Below are 18610 nucleotides of genomic sequence, written 5' to 3'. Positions count from 1 at the left end.
CATGAGCCGCCATCCTGATTTCGTGCCTCAAGGCGTGATCCCGGCGGTACTGCTGCCGTTCCACAACGATTTCTCGATCGACGAGCCGAGTTTCCGCGCTCATTTGCGCGATGTCGCCTCGGTGCAGGGCCTGTCTGCCATCACGGTCAACGCTCATTCCACCGAGGTCGCCTCCTGTACCCAGGACGAGCAGCGCCGCGTCATGGAGATCACCAGCGAGGAAGTCGGCGACAAACTGCCGATCATTCACGGCGTGTGGGCGGACGGCAGCCTGGAGGCGGCGCGGATCGCTCGACAGGCCGAGGCCGGCGGCGCTTCCGCGCTGCTGGTATTCCCACCGGCGCCCTTCTCCCTCGGCCAGTCGGCCGAGATGGCGCTGGCCCATTTCAAGACGATCAGCGATGCGACCAATCTGCCACTGATCGTGTTTCAATATCCATTGGCCACGGGCCAGGGTTATCCGGCGGCGACGCTGGAGCGGCTGTTCGACGAAGTGCCGACCATCCGCGCCATCAAGGACTGGACGCCACAGGTGGCGCAGCATGAAAGCCAGATTCGCGCCTTGCAGGGGCGTGCGCGCCCCATCAACGTGCTGTCTACCAACAGCGCATGGCTGTTGAGCTCGCTGGTGCTCGGCTGCAATGGCCTGCTTTCCGGCAGCGGCAGCGTCATCGCCGATCTTCAGGCCCGGCTGTACCGTGCCGTGAAGGCCAACGATCTCGCGGAAGCCCGCCGGCTGAACGATCGGATCCATCCGACGGCGCGCGTGTTTTATGCCGATCCCTTTGTCGACATGCACAACCGCATGAAGGAAGCGCTGGTACTGCTCGGCAAACTGCCGCGCGCCGTTGTGCGTCCGCCATTGGTCAAAATATCGGACGCGGAAATTGCGCGGATCCGAAGCGCGCTGGTCGAGGCAGCGCTGCTCGACGCCCGAACCGAGCAGGGGCGCAACGCGGCATAGTCAGGGCTGAAAGATAATTGCAAGGCGCTCGGGTACGCGGCCGCTGCACGGATGCTAGAGCATGATCCGGAAAAGTGTGAGCGGTTTTCCGAAAAGATCATGCTCAAACAAAAAGATAAAGCGGGATGACGATTCGAAGAAACGTCATCACGCTTTAGTCGTCGCGTAGCCTGAGTTGCTCGACCATGGCGGCTATTTCTCCCTCGAACTTTGCAAGCCGGTCGCCTTGTGCCTTGAGGCGGTCGGATAGCTTCTGCATCTCGTCGCGCTCCAGCGACTGCGTGAGCCGATAAATGATCTCGTCGTTGAGCGAGCGCGCGTTTGCCATCGCCGCTTCGACGAGTTTGTCTCGTATCCTCTCTGGCAGACGGAGCTGAACCCGATCCGACGTCCTGCCAGTTACTGTTGCTTTCTTTGTCCGGGGCGCCGCGGGCTTGACCGGTTCTGGTAAGGTTGCTTTTTTCCTGGCCACGCTCGTCTCTCCTGGGGCCAAGCCACAAGGAATTGCGCCTCGATGAAGCTTGCGAAGCAATCCGACAATTCAGGCGTGATTGAGGACGTTGACTAAAGATCAGGCGCGCTGCATTCGACCTGCCCCCTTGGCCCAAGGGCTATTCCAGCCTCCGGACCCCACAAAATTCTCCACCCGTCTCGACTCGCGGCTCCGGCGTCTTTAACGTTCTCAGCGCAGAAATGGGGCGAGAAATGGCAAAGAAAACCGTGACCAAGCGGAAGAGCGGCTCGGCAAAAGCAGCACCGAAGAAATCGACGAAAAAGTCCGCCAGCCGCGCAGGCGCAGGCGCAAAAGCACAGAAGAAACCAACCTCACGAAAGTCCGCCAAGGCGCGCCCGCCCAAGGGGCCAGTCTGGCAATGGTCGGCGTTGCAGACGGCAGCCGCCATCCGCTCAGGCGCGATTTCCTCGATGGAGGTCGTCGAAGCGCACATCGCGCGAGTGCGCGATGTCAATCCGAAGCTCAACGCGGTTGTCGTCGATCTGTCGGAGCAAGCGCTGAAAGCGGCCAAAGCCGCGGACAACGCCCGAACAAGACGGGCCGAGCTCGGTGCGCTCCACGGCGTGCCGATCACGATCAAGGAAAACGTCGACTATGAGGGGCGGCCCAACCCCAACGGGGTGGCCGCGCAGATGAATATTATCGCTCCCTCCGATGCGCCGGTGGTGCGCAATCTCAAAAAGGCCGACGCGATCGTCATCGGCCTGACCAACACGCCCGAGTTCTCGTTCCGCGGCTTCACCGACAACCCGCTGCACGGGCTTACGCTGAACCCGTGGAATCCCGATATCACCTGCGGCGGCTCGTCCGGCGGCGCCGGCGCCGCGGTGGCAGCCGGCATCGGCACGATCGCGCACGGCAACGACATCGGTGGTTCGTTACGCTGGCCGGCGCACTGCAACGGCGTCGTCACGATCAAGCCGACGCAGGGCCGCATCCCCGCCTATAACGAGAGCGCCGCGACAGAGCGGCCGATGCTCGCGCATCTGATGTCCGCGCAAGGGCCGCTGGCGCGCAGCGTCGACGACGTCAGGACGGCGCTCGAGGTCATGAGCCGGCGCGATCCGCGGGATCCCTGGTGGGTCGCAGCGCCCCTGGTCGGGCCGAAACCGAAAGGCCCGATCAAGGTCGCGCTCGCGAAGCTACCTGACGACATGGACGTCGCCCCCTCGGTGCGTGCTGCGCTCCGGCAGGCCGCGGATCATCTCGAGCGTTCGGGCTACCGTGTCAGCGAGATCGAAGTTCCTGATATCAACGGTGTCTGGCAGACCTGGTGCGACATCATCACCAACGAAACCGCGATGCTGCAGGAAGCCGGGATGCTGAAAGTGACTTCGCCCGATTTCCATGCCGCCTGGAGCGGCATCAAGTCGAAGGCAAACACGCTCGACTTGTTGGGCTGGATGCGCGCCACGGCGGCGCGCAACACCCATATCCGGGCCTGGCAGTTGTTCCTTGAGGATTTCCCTGTGGTCCTCGCCCCGACGACGGTGAAGCCGACGCCCGGCCCGCGCGAGGATGCCATCAGCACGGAGCGCACGGGTGAACTGTTCTGGAACGACCTGCGCTTCATTTCCGCGATCAATGTGCTCGGTCTGCCCGGCGCCGTCGTGCCCGTAACGCTGCATGAAGGCCAGCCGATCGGTGTGCAACTCATTGCGGGGCGCTATCGCGAGGATCTCGCACTGGATGCCGCGGCGGCGATCGAGAAGCGAGCGGGAACGCTGGTACCCCGGCTGTGGGAGAAGATGGCCTGAGCGGGCCTTGGCGGTGGCGTCCTCGCACGGCCCGCCGGCTTGACTTCGGGAAGCAATCCATCGAGAGGTGGATCGCTTCCGCCTTCGCTCCAGGGCCATGGCGGAACACAAGAAAATCCAGATGGGAGCCGCCGCCCGATGTCGTCCCGAAAACCAGCCAAAGCCGATTCCCTGACGGTCAAGGACGCCACCTTCGGCCTGCTGCGCGCGTTCGGCATCAAGCGCGTGTTCGGCAATCCCGGCTCCACCGAACTGCCCTTCCTCAGCGACTGGCCCGACGACATCGATTACGTGCTCGGCCTGCAGGAAGCCTCCTGCGTCGGCATGGCCGATGGCTATGCGCAGGCGACCCGCAACGCCGGCTTCGTCAACCTGCATTCGGGCGCCGGCGTCGGCAATGCGCTCGGCAATATCTATACCGCCCATCGCAACCAGACGCCGCTCGTCATCACCGCTGGGCAACAGGCGCGCTCGATCCTGCCGCTGCAGGCCTTTCTCTATGCCGAGCGCGCCTCCGAATTCCCACGTCCCTACGTCAAATACAGCGTCGAGCCGGCGCGCGCCGAAGACGTGCCGGCTGCGATCGCGCGGGCCTATTATGTCGCGATGCAGCCGCCCTGCGGGCCGACCTTCGTCTCGATCCCGATCGATGACTGGACCCGTCCTACGCAGCCGGTCGAAGCCCGCCACGTCAGCCGCGAGCTCGGGCCCGACGCCGACGCAATGAAGGCGCTGGCCGATGCTCTCATCGCCAGCAAGCGCCCGGCGCTCGTCGTCGGCCCCGCGGTCGACCGTGCCGAAGCGGTCGAGCTGATGGTGAAGGTGGCGGAGAAGACAAAGGCAGCGGTGTGGGTCAGCCCGTTCTCGGCGCGCTGCTCGTTTCCGGAACGGCATCCGCAATTCGCCGGCTTCCTGCATGCTTCGCCCGGACAGTTATCGGACACGCTGCGCGGCCATGACCTCGTGGTGGTGATCGGCGCGCCGGTCTTCACCTTCCACGTCGAGGGCCATGCCGCGATCTTCGACGGCGCCACCACGATCTACCAGATCACCGACGATCCTGACGCCGCCGCCGTCGCGCCCTCCGGCGCCAGCATCATCGCCACCATGAAGCCGGCGCTCGCGATGTTGCTCGATTTGCTGCCCGAGACGAAGCGCGCCATGCCGCCCGCCCGCGTGCTGCCACCGGCACCAGTGGCCGCCGATCCGCTCCCCGTCGAATTCCTGCTGCACTCGCTCTCTCAAGCCATGCCCGACAATGCGGTGCTGGTGGAGGAAGCGCCGTCGCATCGACCGGCGATGCAAAAGTTCATGCCGATGCGCGGCCAGGACAGTTTTTACACCATGGCGAGCGGCGGCCTTGGCTACAGCCTGCCCGCGGCGGTCGGCATGGCGCTGGGGCGGTCGGGCGTGCGCACCGTCTGCCTGATCGGCGACGGCTCGGCGATGTATTCGATCCAGGCGCTGTGGACCGCCGCGCGCCGCAATCTGCCGCTGACGGTGGTGGTGATCAACAATGCCGGCTACGGCGCGATGCGCTCGTTCAGCCAGGTGATGCAGGTGCGCAATGTGCCCGGTCTCGAACTGCCGGGCATCGATTTCGTCAAACTCGCCGAAGGCATGGGCTGCCACGCCGTGCGCGTGACAAAATCATCCGAACTCGCCGGCGCGCTAAAGACCGGGCTCGCCCATGACGGCGTCAGTCTGATCGAGGTGCTGGTGGATTCGGCGGTGCCGCTGCTCTACGCGCAGAAGGGGTGAGGCACGCCTCTCTCTCCGTCATTGCCTGCGACAAACGCGAAGCGTTTGTGCAAGGGAGCGGAAGCGACGAAGCAATCCATGGCTCAGCTTGCCGCGCTATGGATTGCTTCGCTGCGCTCGCAATGACGGGGATAGGCCACGACGCCACGCGAAAGGCTATGCGCGACGCACCGCCGCGACTTCCCCCGCAAGCCGGCCGTAATCCGCCCAGACCAGATTCAAAAGCAGCGGCGGCTCCTGCCCTGCCTGCAACATCTGCGCGTAGCGTTCCTTCGCGCCATCCATTTCCCACCACTTCTGCGCCGATGTCGCGACCTTGCGAAAGTGGTTGAGCATGCCGGAAAACTGCCGGCGGTCGGCGCCGGCGAGGCTGGCGCAATGATTAAGCCAGTTGAATCCGGCGACCACTGATATCGCGAGGTCATTCATGGTATTGCCGGAGAATTCGATCACGGTGTCTTCATGCGGCCGCTGGCGAAGATAGGCATCGAGAATCGCACTTTGCGAATCCGCTTCCGCGAGCAGCTTGAACTCACCTCGCGGCACCATCAGGAGATAGCGAACGGCCTCCAGCCGCGTATGATCGCAGACCGTCTGCTTGTCGGCGCCTGCGTCCGAGGATTTGCGCTTGCATGCCGGGTAGACCCATTTGCCGTTGTCGGCGTCGTCGAGATATTGCCTGCCCTGCTTCTCGATATCGGCAAGTAGCGCGTGCGGAGCATCCGGCGCCGGTGCAGCTTTTCCGAATAGCCAGGCACGCCAGCTCATAAGAACCCCATTTGATTCAAACGCTTGCCAACTCGCCCGCAAGTTCCGTCCGCGGAACGTTACTTGACGGCATTCTACGCTCGCACGAGAATTCGGTATGGGGCAACTGTGGAGTGAGTATCATGAAACAGCCAATGCTCGGAAAAGCCGCCCTCGTGGTCTCCGTATTCGCATGCGCGAGCATGCTGTCATTTGACCGGAGCGAACAAAAAGGCGTTTCGCTGTCCATCGAGCGCGCGCAGGCACAGATGGTTGACCCATCGACCCCGGGCGTCACCCCCCGCCGGTCGGCGCGGAGGGTTGGCCGCGCGACGGCAATGGGCGCTGGTGCTGTCGCTGCCGGTGCTGTCGCTGCCGGAGCGAGCGCTGCGTATTATGGCAGTGGCGGCCCTTACTACGCTGGCGCCGGTCCTTACGCCTATTACGGTGGTCCCGGCGCATATGGCGGCCCCGCTTATTACGGCGGCCCCGGCGTATGGAGTCAGGACTACGCGGCGCGCAATGGCATTATCTGCCAGCCCGGCACACTGGTCCGCCTCGAAGACGGCCTGATGCACAGGTGCCAGTAAGGTAGCCAAACGGGAAAGGCGGCCGAAGGACCGCCCTTCTCCTGTGCTCCAGTCCGGTGTGCAAGCGGCGACGCCTCGAAGCCCGTCGATGAACCGTTGCAGAGTGGTGTTGGTCGCCGCGGGCGCCTCCTGCTGCACCCAGTGCCCGTACCCCGCAGCATCGCCGTTCCGGATCGTGACGAAGTCGATCGCGCTCATGCCGATTCCTGCGTGACCTTCCGGCTCAAGCCGGCCAGCAACTGGGGAAGCTTCGCCAGGCCCTCGGCGCTGGCATCGTGGAAGCGCTTCAGCGCCGCCAGCTTCTCCGTCTCTTCCGGCCCGACCCGCGCCATCGCGGCGAACAAACTGTTCAGGCGCGACCGCGCCAACCACTCCTCGATGTTCGCCTGGGCGCGCCAGCCCATGCGATTCCTGGTCGAGACCGCCAGCATGCGCAGCCAGTCCGTATCGAGAACCGGGTTCGGCACCGGTGCGCACAAGGCGTTCTTCTGCGCATCATCGGCGAAAGCCGTTTCAATGAAGCCGATCAACGCGGCGCTGAAAGTCGGCTGGCAGGTTCGTATCATCTGAATGTTGATACGGCTGCCGTCCCAGATCGGGACCGGCGGTTTTCGTGAAATGCCGCTGGCCGAGCAATCGACGATCAGCGAATTCGGCACCAGCGCTACCTCGCCATGATCGAGGACGAGACGATCGGGATAGACAGCCTTCAGATAGCCCTTCCGCACGACATTGCCGATCCGTCTCAGTTGAACCAGTTCAGCTTCAGTGATCGTGGCGCAGCGGTAGATGGTCGGCACTACCTGCGGGTCGAGGCGCAGCAATTCACTGCTCGCCTCCAGCCGTTCGAAGAGATCGGCAATGTCGGCCGCGGCACTCAGCGCTTCGAACTGCCGGGTGAGGCTTGCGATGAATGCGAGCAGGAATTCGTCGCCCGGCTGGATATTGGCGCGGTTGATGAACCAGGCGTCGCGCGGCATCACCCAGTGGATCCGCACCGGGTCGACCCCGTGACCCAGCAACCAGAGACAGGCGTCGATCCCGGTCTTTCCCGGGCCAACCACGACAAAATTGTCCGATCGCGATGCCATGCCCGGAAGCTGGTTTGGCGGGATGCATTTCACGCCGGGAGCGACCGAAAATTTCGGCTCGCGGGTCGAGGGAATGTCGAAGGTCAAATAGGCGCTGTCGACCACGCGCTTGCGAACGGCGACACGATGCCGCCGGCCGGTGAGCAGGGATTCAAACGCGTCGTCCGCCGTGACGTTGCACATCGGAAAAAACTGCACGCGCCCTGAAGGAAGCAGGCGCTGCTGCATGACCTGGTCGTAATAGGCCAGCACCTCCGCGCCGCTCGCCAGCGAATACAGGCCCTCATTCAGGCCCGCGACGTCGAGCCCAGGATGGCTCAACTCCCGCGAACTGACGCCATAAAACTTGGAGGGCTGGTGAAGACGGACGAAGGTATAGGCGTCGTTCCAATGGCCACCCGGCTTGTCGCGCCGGTCGACCATGATGATCCGAGCATCGCTGTTGGTCAGCACCTCGTCGGCAAAAGCCATCGCCGCGGCGCCTGCGCCGATCACGAGGTAGTCGGTTTCGTGGCTGTCCATAATCGAACCCCCAAGAACCAATTGTACGCATCAAGTATGGATTGCTTCGCGGAGCCTGTCATCGGGCGCGCATTCGCGCGACCCGTTGGCTCGCAATGAAGTGGTGAGAGATGACCTCAGCTTACTTCCCGTAACTCTCCCGCATCTTCGCCTGGATCTTCGCCATGCCTGCGATCCAGCGGTCGTAATTCTCGGTCTTCTTGCGCATGTAGCCTAGCACCTGCGGGTGCGGCAGGATCACGAAGCTTTCCGCTTCCAGGCCCTTCAGCACGTCCTGGGCCACCTGCTCCGGCGACAGATCGCCGTCGCCGGATTGCGGGCCCTTCGGTATCGAGCGCAGCATGTTGGTGTCGACGCCCTGCGGACACAGGATCGACACCTTGATGTTATCGGCCTTGTGCGAGATCGCGAGGTTTTCGGCAAAGCCTACGGCCGCATGCTTGGTGGTCGAATAGGCCGGGCTGCCGACCTGCGACAGCAATCCCGCCGCCGAGATCGTGTTGAGGAAATAGCCGCCGCCGCGCGCCTTCATGCGCGGGATCAGATGCCTGGCAGCATAGACATGGGCCATGACATGGACGGCCCAGCTTCGCGACCAGGGCTCGTCGGAGGTTCCGCCGGCGTTGACCGACAGCGGATCGAAGCCGCCGCCGATGCCGGCATTGGAGCAGAACAGCGCGATCGGACCGAACTGATGCTCGGTCTCCTCTATGACGTGAAGGATGTCCTTCTCCTTCCCGACATCGCATTTGAAGGCGGCCCCGCCGATCGGCGTGGCGACGGCCCGCGCGGCGGCAGGATCGATATCGACGACCACTACCTTGGCCGCGCCTTCGCGATGGAAGGCCTCGCTCATCGCCTTGCCGATGCCATTGCCGCCGCCGGTGACAACCACGACTTTGCCGGCCACCTGCATGAGCGCTCTCCCCGTTTTTGATGATCCTACGTCAGGACCATCATATCGAGAATAGCCGTATAATGGCAGGCGGCGCCGAGCAAGACGAAGCCATGCCAGATCGCATTCTGGAAGCGCAGCCGCTGCCAGGCATGGAAGATCACGCCAAGAGTGTAGAGCACGCCACCCGCCACCACGAAACCCAGCGCCAGCGGCGGCACCGCCTTCACCACCGCGTCGTATAGCGTAACGCCGCTCCAGCCGAGCGCGAGATAGAGCCCGACCGCCAGACGATCGTACCGCCCCGGCACCGACAGCTTCAGCACGATACCGGCGATGGCGATGCACCACACCCCGACGAGCAGCGCGATCGCCAGATAGCTCTCGCGGAGTTGCACGATGAACGGCGTATAGGTGGCGGCGATCAAGAGATAGATCGCCGAATGATCGAAACGGCGCAGCACCCATTTGGCCCGCGACACCGGCCAGAGATTATAAACCGCCGACAAGGTCAGCATCGCCAGCAGGCCCGCGACGTAAATCGATACCACCGCAATCTCGAACGCGCTGGCATAGACCGCGGTCAAGACGATCAGGGCGGTGGCGGCGACAAGCCCGAGCGAGATGCCGACGATGTGCACGACGCCGTCGGCGATCAGTTCGGCGCGGTCGTAATTCCAGTGCATGGCGTCGGCCGCCGCATGGATCGATGTCGAGGCGAGTTGCTTCAGTCTGAAAATGGTCATGCAGGCCCGCAGAAGCTGGTGGGAGAGCGATAAGATATGGGTCTTCCGAGGTCAACGAAGCGTTCAAGCCGTCGGCTTGAACGCCATCACCCGTCAGCGGGTCGCACGCGAGTCCTCGCCCGGCGACAAGTTCCGGCAGACCATCACATACCCCATCGCCGTGGCATTTTCGTGCTGCCGAGAACGACCTCCTATCGGTGCGGGGAACAGCCAACTCATGCTCCGTCATGGCCGGGCTTGTCCCGGCCATCCACGTCTTTTCCCCGCAAGACCGCAAGACGTGGATGCCCGGGACAAGCCCGGGCATGACGAGCTGGGATACATTCTCGGGCGATCACAAGAGCTTGATTTTACCTCTCCAATCGCCACTTTCCTGAGCATCGCCCACCGAGTCCTTGCACCGAGCTCTCCACCCGCATGCCCCCCAGTTTTTCAGATATCGTCGAGGAAGCGCGCCTGTCGGCGCGGGCGCTGCTGGACTACGGCGACAGCTTTTTCAATCCCACCGTCCGGCTCGGCGTCACCGGCCTGTCGCGCGCCGGCAAGACCGTGTTCATCACGGCACTGATCCATGGCCTCACCCGCGGCGGCAGGTTTCCCGTATTCGAGCCGTATGCCACGGGCCGGATCGCCCGTGCCAGGCTGGAGCCGCAGCCGGACGATGCGGTGCCGCGCTTCGCCTATGAGAGCCACGTCCGCACCCTGATCGAGGAGCGGCGCTGGCCGAACTCCACCGTCGACATCAGCGAATTGCGCCTCGGCATCGACTACCAGCGCCAGAACGGCGCAGACCGCACGCTCACCATCGACATCGTCGATTATCCCGGCGAATGGCTGCTCGACCTCCCGCTGCTCAATAGAAGCTTTGAGCAATGGTCCGCCGAGAGCCTTGCGCTGTCGCGCGAGGGCCCGCGCGCAAAACTCGCCGCGCCCTGGCATGCGCACCTGAAGACGCTTGACGCGGAGGGCCGCGAGGACGAACAGGCGACACTCGCCGCCGCAAAACTGTTCACCGATTATTTGCGCGCCTGCCGCGACGAACGTTTCGCCATGAGCCTGCTGCCGCCCGGCCGTTTCCTGATGCCGGGCAACCTCGCCGGCTCGCCGGCGCTGACGTTTGCGCCGCTCGATGTGGCCATCGACGGCACCGCGCCCGACGGCTCGCTGTGGGCGATGATGCGGCGGCGCTATGAAGCCTACAAGGACGTGGTTGTGCGCCCGTTCTTCCGCGATCATTTTGCCCGGCTCGACCGACAGATCGTGCTGGTCGATGCGCTCGCCGCCTTCAACGCCGGCCCCGAAGCGCTGCACGATCTCGAAGCAGCGCTGGCCGGCATTCTCGATTGCTTTCGCATCGGCCGCAGCACGATCCTGAGCAGCCTGTTTCGTCCGCGGATCGATCGCATCCTGTTTGCCGCCACCAAGGCCGATCATCTGCACCATTCCAGTCACGACCGATTGGAGGCCGTCTTGCGGCGCGCCGTCGCCAAGGCGGCCGACCGCGCCGAATATGCGGGAGCTGCCATCGACGTCGTCGCGCTCGCCGCGGTGCGCGCCACGCGCGAAGCGACGGTTGCACGCGGCCGGGAAAAGCTGCCGTCGATCCTCGGCACGCCCGCGCCCGGCGAGACCGCCAATGGTGATACGTTCGACGGCGAGACCGAAGTTGCGACCTTTCCGGGCGACCTGCCCGCCGATCCCGAAGCACTGTTCAACGGTGGTTTTCGCGGCCTTTCGAGCACGCCGCACGACAACGCCGATTTCCGCTTCCTGCGCTTCCGGCCGCCGCTCCTGGAACGCAAGCCCGAGGAAGAGCCCGCGCTGCCTCACATCCGCCTCGACCGCGCCCTTCAGTTCCTGATCGGAGACCGACTGCAATGAGCGAAAAGACGCCGCATCGGCGGCCGGCGACGTTCAAGCTCGGCGATCCCGGAGTCGTCGTGATCGATCCGGACGAGACCGGCCGCCCCGCCCGCGGCACGGTGCAGATCACGCCCGAGGCCGATCCCGCGCTGCTGCCCGTGCCGATCGACGCGCCCCGTATCCCGGTGCGCCGCGGCTTTCGCTGGGGCACGCTGTTCTGGTCGGCGGTTGGCGGTCTGGTGCTGCTCGGCACCGGGCTCGGCATCGTCAACCTGATCGAGGATCTGTTCGCGCGCAGCCAGACGCTTGGCTACGTCGCGCTGGCATTTGCGGTGGCGGCCGGGCTGGCGCTCGCCGTCGTCATCGGCCGCGAAGCGTTCGGGCTGGCGCGGCTGGCGGCGATCGAAAAGCTGCATCTGCGCGCCACGGAGGTACTGCGCAGCGACGATCGCGCCGAGAGCCGCGCCGTCGTCAACGACCTACTCAAGCTCGCGCATCAGAACCCGCAGCTGGCGCGCGCCCGCGCCACGCTTGTCAGCCATGCCGACGACATCATCGACGGCGCCGACATGATCAAGCTGGCCGAGCGCGAACTGATGGCGCCGCTCGACGAAGAGGCGCGGCGGCTGGTCTCGACCGCCGCACAGCGCGTTTCGGTCGTCACCGCCGTGAGCCCCCGCGCCCTGATCGACGTGCTGTTCGTGTTCGTCGCCGCGATGCGCCTGATCCGGCAACTGGCGCGGCTCTATGGCGGCCGTCCCGGCACGCTCGGCATGATCAGCCTGTTGCGCCACGTCATCGGCCATCTTGCCATCACCGGCGGCATGGCGGTCGGCGACAGCCTGGTGCAGCAGATGCTCGGCCACGGCATCGCCGCCAAACTCTCGCAGCGGCTCGGCGAAGGCGTGCTCAACGGCCTGCTCACGGCAAGGCTGGGGCTTGCGGCCATCGACGTCACGCGCCCCTTGCCGTTCACCGCGCTGCCGCGACCGGCGCTCTCCGATCTCGCGAAGGATTTGCTGAGCAAGCGCGACGATGAGTGAGTTGCGTAGGGTGGGCAAAGCGAAGCGTGCCCACCATCAAGCAAGCGCGATCGGCGATAGATGGTGGGCATGTCGCTAACGCTCCTTTGCCCACCCTACGAAGTGCGGGCTGACACCGGCCGCGGTGAGGCGGCCCGACCCGCTGCGTCCAAACGTTTCAAACCATAGAAGGGTCGAGTACAGGTTGCCGCCGGCCCGCTTGTTCAAAACCTGTCTTGCCGCGCATTCACTTTTTCTCCGTTTGTGATACCTTGTGCCGTATCAAACGCTCCGGGGACCGAGAACTGAGCGGGGAGCGCCATGAGAGGCGTCACCGAGTGGCTCAAGTCAATCGGCCTGTCGGAGTACGCCCAGCGCTTCGGCGAAAACGGCATTGACCTCTCGGTCCTCCGCGACCTGACGGAGCAAGACCTGAAGGAACTGGGCGTCCTTTTAGGTCATCGCCGCAAGCTGCTGCGCGCCATAGCGGCGCTTGAAGACGCAGCCAGGCCCAAACCGGCGGAAGCAGCGACCGAGCCGAGGCGACCGGATGAAGGCGAGCGACGCCACCTCACAGTGATGTTTTGCGATTTGGTTGGCTCCACAGCCATTGCGGCGCGGTTGGACCCGGAGGACATGCGCGCGCTGATTGGCGCGTATCACAGCTGCATCGCGGCAGTCATAGGTCGCTATAACGGAAAGATTGCCCGCTATATGAGCGACGGTGCGTTGGTCTATTTCGGCTTCCCGCAAGCACATGAGGATGATGCCGAACTGGCCGTGCGCGCTGCGCTCGCACTCATTGATGCCGTGGCGAGCATCCGGAACGTCGCCGAGACACTGCAGATCCGTATCGGCATTGCGACGGGCACTGTGGTCGTCGCCGAGCTTCTGATTGAGAAAATATTGGCGGAGCAAGAGGTCGTCGGTGAGACGCCAAACCTCGCCGCGCGGCTGCAAGCGATAGCGGAGCCAGGGACCGTGCTGATCTGCGCGAGCACGCGCCGGCTCACCGAGGGAAAGTTTTACTACGCTGACCTCGGCCCCGTCGTGCTGAAAGGCTGGGCGAAGCCCTTCCAGGTTTATCAGGTGCTGGGAACGAGCGGCGTAGAGAGCCGTTTCGAGGCGATGCACGCTGCCAAGCTGCCGCCTCTGTTCGGGCGCGAGGAGGAAATAGAGCTTCTGTTGCGTCGCTGGCGACAGGTCACCCTGGAAGGGGGGCGAGCGGTGACCCTTACAGGAGAGCCAGGTATTGGCAAGTCACACATCGCATTGGCGCTTAATGAGCGGATCCAGGGTGAACCACACATCACCTTGCGCTATTTTTGCTCCGAGCATCATACCCACAGCGCATTGTTCCCATTCATCACCCAGCTCGAACGTGCTTCCGGGTTCGAGCGCGGCGATTCACCTCAGGAGAGACTGTCCAAGCTCGGCGCGCTACTGGGGCAATCCACACACAATTCCGAACACCTGGCAGTTCTGGCCAACTTGCTGGCGCTACGGGTCGATGATCATTACCGAATGCGGGACATCACTCCACAAAAACGCAAGGAGAAAACCTTCGCCGCATTGCTGGCCCAGCTCGATGGATTGGCGGCGCAGCAACCGGTGTTTCTTATTTTCGAAGATGTACACTGGATTGACCCAACCTCGCTCGAGCTCCTTGCAGCCGCTGTGGAGCGAGTGCCGCAGCTTCGGGCACTGATGCTGATCACGGCCAGGCCAGAATTCACTCCCCCATGGCCGAGCTATCCTCACACCACAACGATCCCGCTCACCCGCCTTGGCCGACGCGACGGCGCGGCGCTGGTCCTGCGGGTGACCGGGGGCAAGACGCTTCCCGAGGAGGTAATGAAGCACATTCTCGCGCACACCGACGGGGTGCCTCTCTTCATAGAGGAACTGACGAAGATGGTGATCGAAGGCGGGTTGTTGCGAGAGCGTGACCACGAATACGTTCTTGATGGCCCTCTACCTTCGTTCGCGATCCCAACCACCTTGCAGGCTTCGCTGATGGCTCGCCTTGACCGGCTGTCGCCCGTGCGGGATGTGGCCCAGATCAGTGCCGTCGCGGGCCGTGAATTTCATTACGAGCTTGTGAATGCGGTCGCCGGGCTACCGAAGCAGAAATTGGACGAGGCGCTCGACCAATTGGTGCGCTCGGAACTGGTGTTCTGCCGGGGAGAAATTCCAAACTCGGTATACACTTTCAAGCACGCGTTGGTGCGGGATGCGGCGTATGCCGGGCTGCTAAAGAGCCGGCGCGTGCATCTACACGCCGCGATCGCAAAGGGGCTCGAGCAGAAATTTCCTGAAGTCGTGCAAACTCAGCCTGAAATTATTGCCTACCATTACACCCAAGCGAGAAACTACAAAAGGGCCCTGCACTATTGGTATGAAGCAGGCAAACAATCTGCGGCTCGTTCCGCGCACAACGAAGCGATCGGTCATCTGAAACAAGGGTTGAATCAGATTCCCAACATCGACGAACCGATGCTCCGAAATAAATCGGAGTTGCTTCTCCAAATTTCTCTCGGCAACTCCCTTCGGGCGGTTAAGGGCTGGAGCACTGACAGTGTGAAGCATGCGTGCACGCGGGCGGTTCAACTGTGTAAAGAGAGTGGGCTTGACGAACATGTCTTGCCTGCGGTGTTTGGCCTATGGAGCTGGAATTTCGTTCGTGCTTCGCTTGGCGAGGCTCAAGCCCTTGCCGAACATTTGCTGAAGAGCGCTGAGGGCGCCGAAAATTCGGCTTATGATGTTCTTGGCCACGAAGCCTTGGGGTTTACCCTGTTTGCACAAGGGAAATTTTCTGCTGCCCACGCGGAGCTACGACGCAGTATCAGTCTCTGCGAGGACTGCAGGGCCGCAGAATATCTTGAACTTTCAGCACAAGATCCGCGAGTTCATGCAAGGTCATACGACGGCATGGCACTTTGGGTGCTCGGCTATCCAGATCAGGCGTTGCGGCTTTGCGCGGACGCTCGCCGATACGCAGATGCATCTCAATATCCGTTCAGCGAGGCAATTGCCCGAACGGTAGGCCTTCGGGTGCACCAGTTTCGCGGCGATGCTGCAGTTGTTGCAGGTGAGGCCAATGCCGCTATCGCATTCTGCGAAGAGCATGAGTTTGTGCACTATCTGGCCATGGCGTTGATTCTGCGCGGGTGGGCAAGTGCCGACCAAGGTGAGTTTGAGAAGGGTATTGCCGAGATTCAAGAAGGCCTGGAAAAAAAGCGGGCGACCGGGGCCTTGCTGCTGGAATCGTACTCTTTGGGATTGATGGCGGATGCCTGCATCAAGAACAAACGTTATGGGCAAGCGCTTGACGCTTTGAAGCAGGTGGAATCAGGACTCAATGGAGAGAACTGCGAACGCTTCTACGCGGCGGAAATATATCGTCTGCTTGGCGAAACGTACCTTAAATCGAACCAGAATCTGGATCAGGCGGAGCATTATTTTTGCAAAGGTCTCGAGGTCGCGCGCGAGCAGAAAGCCAAATCCTTTGAACTTAGAGTTTGTCTGAGTTTGTGTGACTTGTATGAGCTGAGACCAGCCGCCGGCAGGTGTCGCTCACAGCTCGGCGAGGTTTATGGATCTTTTAGCGAGGGTTTTGACACGCCGGATCTGGTGAAGGCCAAGGCAAGATTGGAAAGTTCCTGGTGATGTTCAGGTTCGGACCGCAATCGGTCCAATGGGTCAGACGCTGGGGCTCCAGCCATCCTACGAACTTCCACGAACTGCGAACTGATTTGCAAACTGCACAAAATAGCTCCCAGGGCAAATCAATTCTGATTTTCCGAAATCATGTCAAGCCGGGAATTGAAAAATATTCCGCTTAACATCTGGGGCAAATCAGTCGCATAACTCCGCCCGTCTCACGGCAGATGAGGGGCGCTCGCGATCGTCACGAACGTGCGGTGAGATGCGATGGACGCTGATGTCACGATGACGTACGTGACGTGAGGCGTACGGCGAAGTCGTGTGGTTCGGGCGCCGCGGTGCTGGCGTTAAGTCCTGAGAAGCGCAAGCTTCTCACAGGCGACGGAGGCAAAAGAGCCGTTCTCCGGGAAGAGCACGAAGTAAGCCGTAAAGCCATTGCGCAGGGAAGGCCGGAGTGTTTCCGCTGTACCTGTATGCTCGTGTGCGTTTCCTTGCTATGCGCAACGGCACACGAGACCTCGGGTGCAGCAAGCACCCGGTCTTCCCTGCGCCCTCTGAATTTCGAGGAGGGCAAACGAAGATGCAAACCTCGGGCAAAATATGTCGCGAGATCGCGACGCTATATCCACCGTCATTGCGAGCGCAGCGGCTACTACAAGCTTCATTCCCACAGTCGTCGTCACCCGCGAAGGCGGGTGATCCAGTATTCCAGAGACATCATGATAGAACCGATAAGTCGCGGCGTACTGGATCCCCCGCATGCGCGGGGGACGACGACTTCAAGAAAGGCGGCTGCATCCCTCACCTTCCGCCAGCACGCGCCAGTGGAACAGCGGCGAATCCGGCGCCGGCGACAGCTCCGGCGTCCAGCCGGTGAGCTTCTCCAGCGCATAGGTGTCCATCACCGTGCCGCGCCAGACGCGCTCGACCCGCTCCAGCGGCTGCCGCTGCGCCGTCGTCAGATCCCACAGCGGCAGGCGATGGTCCGGCTCGCGCGCGACAAGGAGACCGGGATGATCCTTGATCAGGTCCATGCCGGGATCGCGAAAGCCCTGAAACCTGCCGCGCTCGTTGATCTGGATGACCGGCACCTGCCCGTTGAAATGCCAGCGCAGCATCGCATAGGTGCGATAGTCCGACGTCGCGATCCAGGTCGCATCGGTCGCCCGCAACTGCTCGCGCGCACGTGCCGCGACCTGTTCATAGCCTGCTTCGGCGCCGACCGGATCGGTTCGGCCGATCAAATTCCAGGGCGCCGCCACGTAGTAGAAGAACACACCGACCACGAAGGCGATGCCCGAGATGACCGCCACCCTCGCCCACCAGAACGTCGATTTGATCATGCGTTCCGAAACGCCCTCGCGTCGCAGCATGACGAGGTTGATCGCGGTCGCAGCAAAGCCGGCGGGCCACAGGAACATCGGCCAGGTGTCGCCGACGCGCAGCGTCAGCGACTTCCAGAGAAAATAGAGGAACGGCACCAGCACGGCAGTCGAGAGCAGGATCGCAACCGGTTCGCGCGTTCGATAACCGCGCCAGGCCGTCAGCATCACGCCGAACAGCACTACCGGCAGCAGCACGAAGCCGACGAGGCCGAACTGCATGCCGATGAATTCGCCGACCGTGCGCAGCGAGAACTGGCGGTCCGCGACTGCGCGCACGAGCTGGAAACGGAACGAGGCCCAGTCGTGCTGCGCATTCCAGATCAGGACCGGCGAAAACACGATCACCGCGATCAGCGCCGCCCGCCACGGATACGAGCTGAGCAGCCAGCGCCGCCGCCAGTCCGGCACCAGCACGAAGGCGATCACCGCCGGCAGCAGCATGATTGCGGTGAATTTCGACAGCAGCGCGAGCCCCGCGAACAGCCCCGCGGCCAGCCACCAGCGCGGGTTGCCGCTCTCGTTAAGCCGCACCAGCGACCACAGCATCGCAACCGCAAACGGGATCATCGCGGTATCGGGCGCGACCTTCGCCATCAACAGCCCGTAATACAGCGCTGCTTCCGGCAACAGCACCGCGAAGATGATGGCGCGCATATCATGCGTCACGCGGCGGACGATGTCGGCGAGCAGGAGCTGCGTCACCAGCATCGCGACGATGCCGCCGAACCGCACGCCGATGAGGGTGTCTCCGAAGATCGCGGTGCCGAACCGGATCGACCAGGCGATGCCGGGCGGATGATCGAGGAAGGAGAGCACGCTCTCCTTCGACCAGGTCCAGTAATAGGCCTCGTCGGTGCGCAGGTCGAGCATGCCGGCATAGACCAGCCGCATCGCCGTCATCGCCGCGATCAGCAACGCCACGGCAAGCCATGGCGGCGCGGCGGAACTGGCTTTGGGCTTATCGGGTGGGGCTATGGTCACGGCGCGCTTTCTCCTCGACTGTGCCGGGAGTGTCAACGCGCCGTGACGGAAAAGTTAATCGTCGTCCCTGCGAAAGCAGGGACCCATAGCCACCGATCGTGGTAAG

General features: G+C 63.0%; 13 protein-coding genes. 7 read left to right on the top strand and 6 right to left on the bottom strand.

The window, feature by feature from the left end; translation table 11 throughout:
* The first annotated feature begins 1 nt into the window (after position 1).
* Positions 2–964 (top strand): dihydrodipicolinate synthase family protein, encoded by a 963-nt coding sequence (locus tag LMTR21_RS04890; RefSeq protein WP_065750985.1) that lies wholly within the window; start codon positions 2–4, stop codon positions 962–964.
* A 154-nt stretch (positions 965–1118) separates the two neighbouring features.
* Here LMTR21_RS04890 and LMTR21_RS04885 read toward each other — a convergent pair whose 3' ends face one another.
* Positions 1119–1436, bottom strand: a complete 318-nt coding sequence (locus tag LMTR21_RS04885; RefSeq protein ID WP_187399310.1) for an Arc family DNA-binding protein — start codon at positions 1434–1436, stop codon at positions 1119–1121.
* A gap of 233 nt (positions 1437–1669) precedes the next feature.
* Here LMTR21_RS04885 and LMTR21_RS04880 point away from each other — a divergent pair, with 233 nt between their 5' ends.
* Together LMTR21_RS04880 and mdlC are read left to right on the top strand one after the other, a co-directional pair.
* Entirely contained in the window at positions 1670–3235 is a 1566-nt protein-coding gene (locus LMTR21_RS04880) for an amidase family protein (RefSeq protein ID WP_065750984.1), read from the top strand.
* A 138-nt stretch (positions 3236–3373) separates the two neighbouring features.
* A complete protein-coding gene (mdlC, locus tag LMTR21_RS04875; protein ID WP_065750983.1) occupies positions 3374–4996 on the top strand; it encodes a benzoylformate decarboxylase in 1623 nt (540 codons plus the stop codon).
* Between the two features lie 156 nt (positions 4997–5152).
* On the opposite strand, the gene LMTR21_RS04870 is transcribed toward mdlC, so the two are convergent.
* Complete coding sequence (locus LMTR21_RS04870; protein WP_065750982.1) at positions 5153–5764, bottom strand: hypothetical protein; 612 nt, start codon at positions 5762–5764, stop codon at positions 5153–5155.
* 122 nt (positions 5765–5886) lie between these two features.
* On the opposite strand from LMTR21_RS04870, the gene LMTR21_RS04865 reads away from it, so the two are divergent.
* Positions 5887–6333, top strand: a complete 447-nt coding sequence (locus LMTR21_RS04865) for a hypothetical protein (protein ID WP_084030422.1) — start codon at positions 5887–5889, stop codon at positions 6331–6333.
* Positions 6334–6527: 194 nt separating this feature from the next.
* Here LMTR21_RS04865 and LMTR21_RS04860 read toward each other — a convergent pair whose 3' ends face one another.
* From LMTR21_RS04860 to trhA, 3 genes are all read right to left on the bottom strand, one after another.
* Positions 6528–7946, bottom strand: a complete 1419-nt coding sequence (locus tag LMTR21_RS04860; protein WP_065750980.1) for a hypothetical protein — start codon at positions 7944–7946, stop codon at positions 6528–6530.
* 121 nt (positions 7947–8067) lie between these two features.
* Complete coding sequence (locus tag LMTR21_RS04855; RefSeq protein ID WP_065750979.1) at positions 8068–8862, bottom strand: SDR family oxidoreductase; 795 nt, start codon at positions 8860–8862, stop codon at positions 8068–8070.
* 26 nt (positions 8863–8888) lie between these two features.
* Positions 8889–9587, bottom strand: coding sequence for a PAQR family membrane homeostasis protein TrhA (gene trhA / locus LMTR21_RS04850; protein WP_065750978.1), 699 nt, complete (start codon positions 9585–9587; stop codon positions 8889–8891).
* A gap of 417 nt (positions 9588–10004) precedes the next feature.
* Here trhA and LMTR21_RS04845 point away from each other — a divergent pair, with 417 nt between their 5' ends.
* From LMTR21_RS04845 to LMTR21_RS04830, 3 genes are all read left to right on the top strand, one after another.
* Positions 10005–11468: a YcjX family GTP-binding protein gene (locus LMTR21_RS04845; protein ID WP_065750977.1), complete on the top strand. Its 1464-nt coding sequence runs from the start codon at positions 10005–10007 to the stop codon at positions 11466–11468.
* On the top strand, positions 11465–12493 hold the full coding sequence (locus LMTR21_RS04840) for a YcjF family protein (protein WP_065750976.1): 1029 nt from the start codon (positions 11465–11467) through the stop codon (positions 12491–12493). Before LMTR21_RS04845 ends, LMTR21_RS04840 begins: the two co-directional genes overlap by 4 nt.
* A gap of 300 nt (positions 12494–12793) precedes the next feature.
* Positions 12794–16141, top strand: coding sequence for an adenylate/guanylate cyclase domain-containing protein (locus tag LMTR21_RS04830; RefSeq protein WP_065750975.1), 3348 nt, complete (start codon positions 12794–12796; stop codon positions 16139–16141).
* A gap of 776 nt (positions 16142–16917) precedes the next feature.
* Here LMTR21_RS04830 and LMTR21_RS04820 read toward each other — a convergent pair.
* On the bottom strand, positions 16918–18423 hold the full coding sequence (locus LMTR21_RS04820; protein WP_065751033.1) for a glycosyltransferase family 39 protein: 1506 nt from the start codon (positions 18421–18423) through the stop codon (positions 16918–16920).
* Positions 18424–18610 lie beyond the last annotated feature (187 nt).

This window comes from Bradyrhizobium paxllaeri (assembly GCF_001693515.2).
GTDB classification, from domain to species: Bacteria; Pseudomonadota; Alphaproteobacteria; order Rhizobiales; family Xanthobacteraceae; genus Bradyrhizobium; species Bradyrhizobium paxllaeri.
Note: the sequence above shows the minus strand (reverse complement) of the source record. Positions and strands in the feature narration are given on the sequence as shown.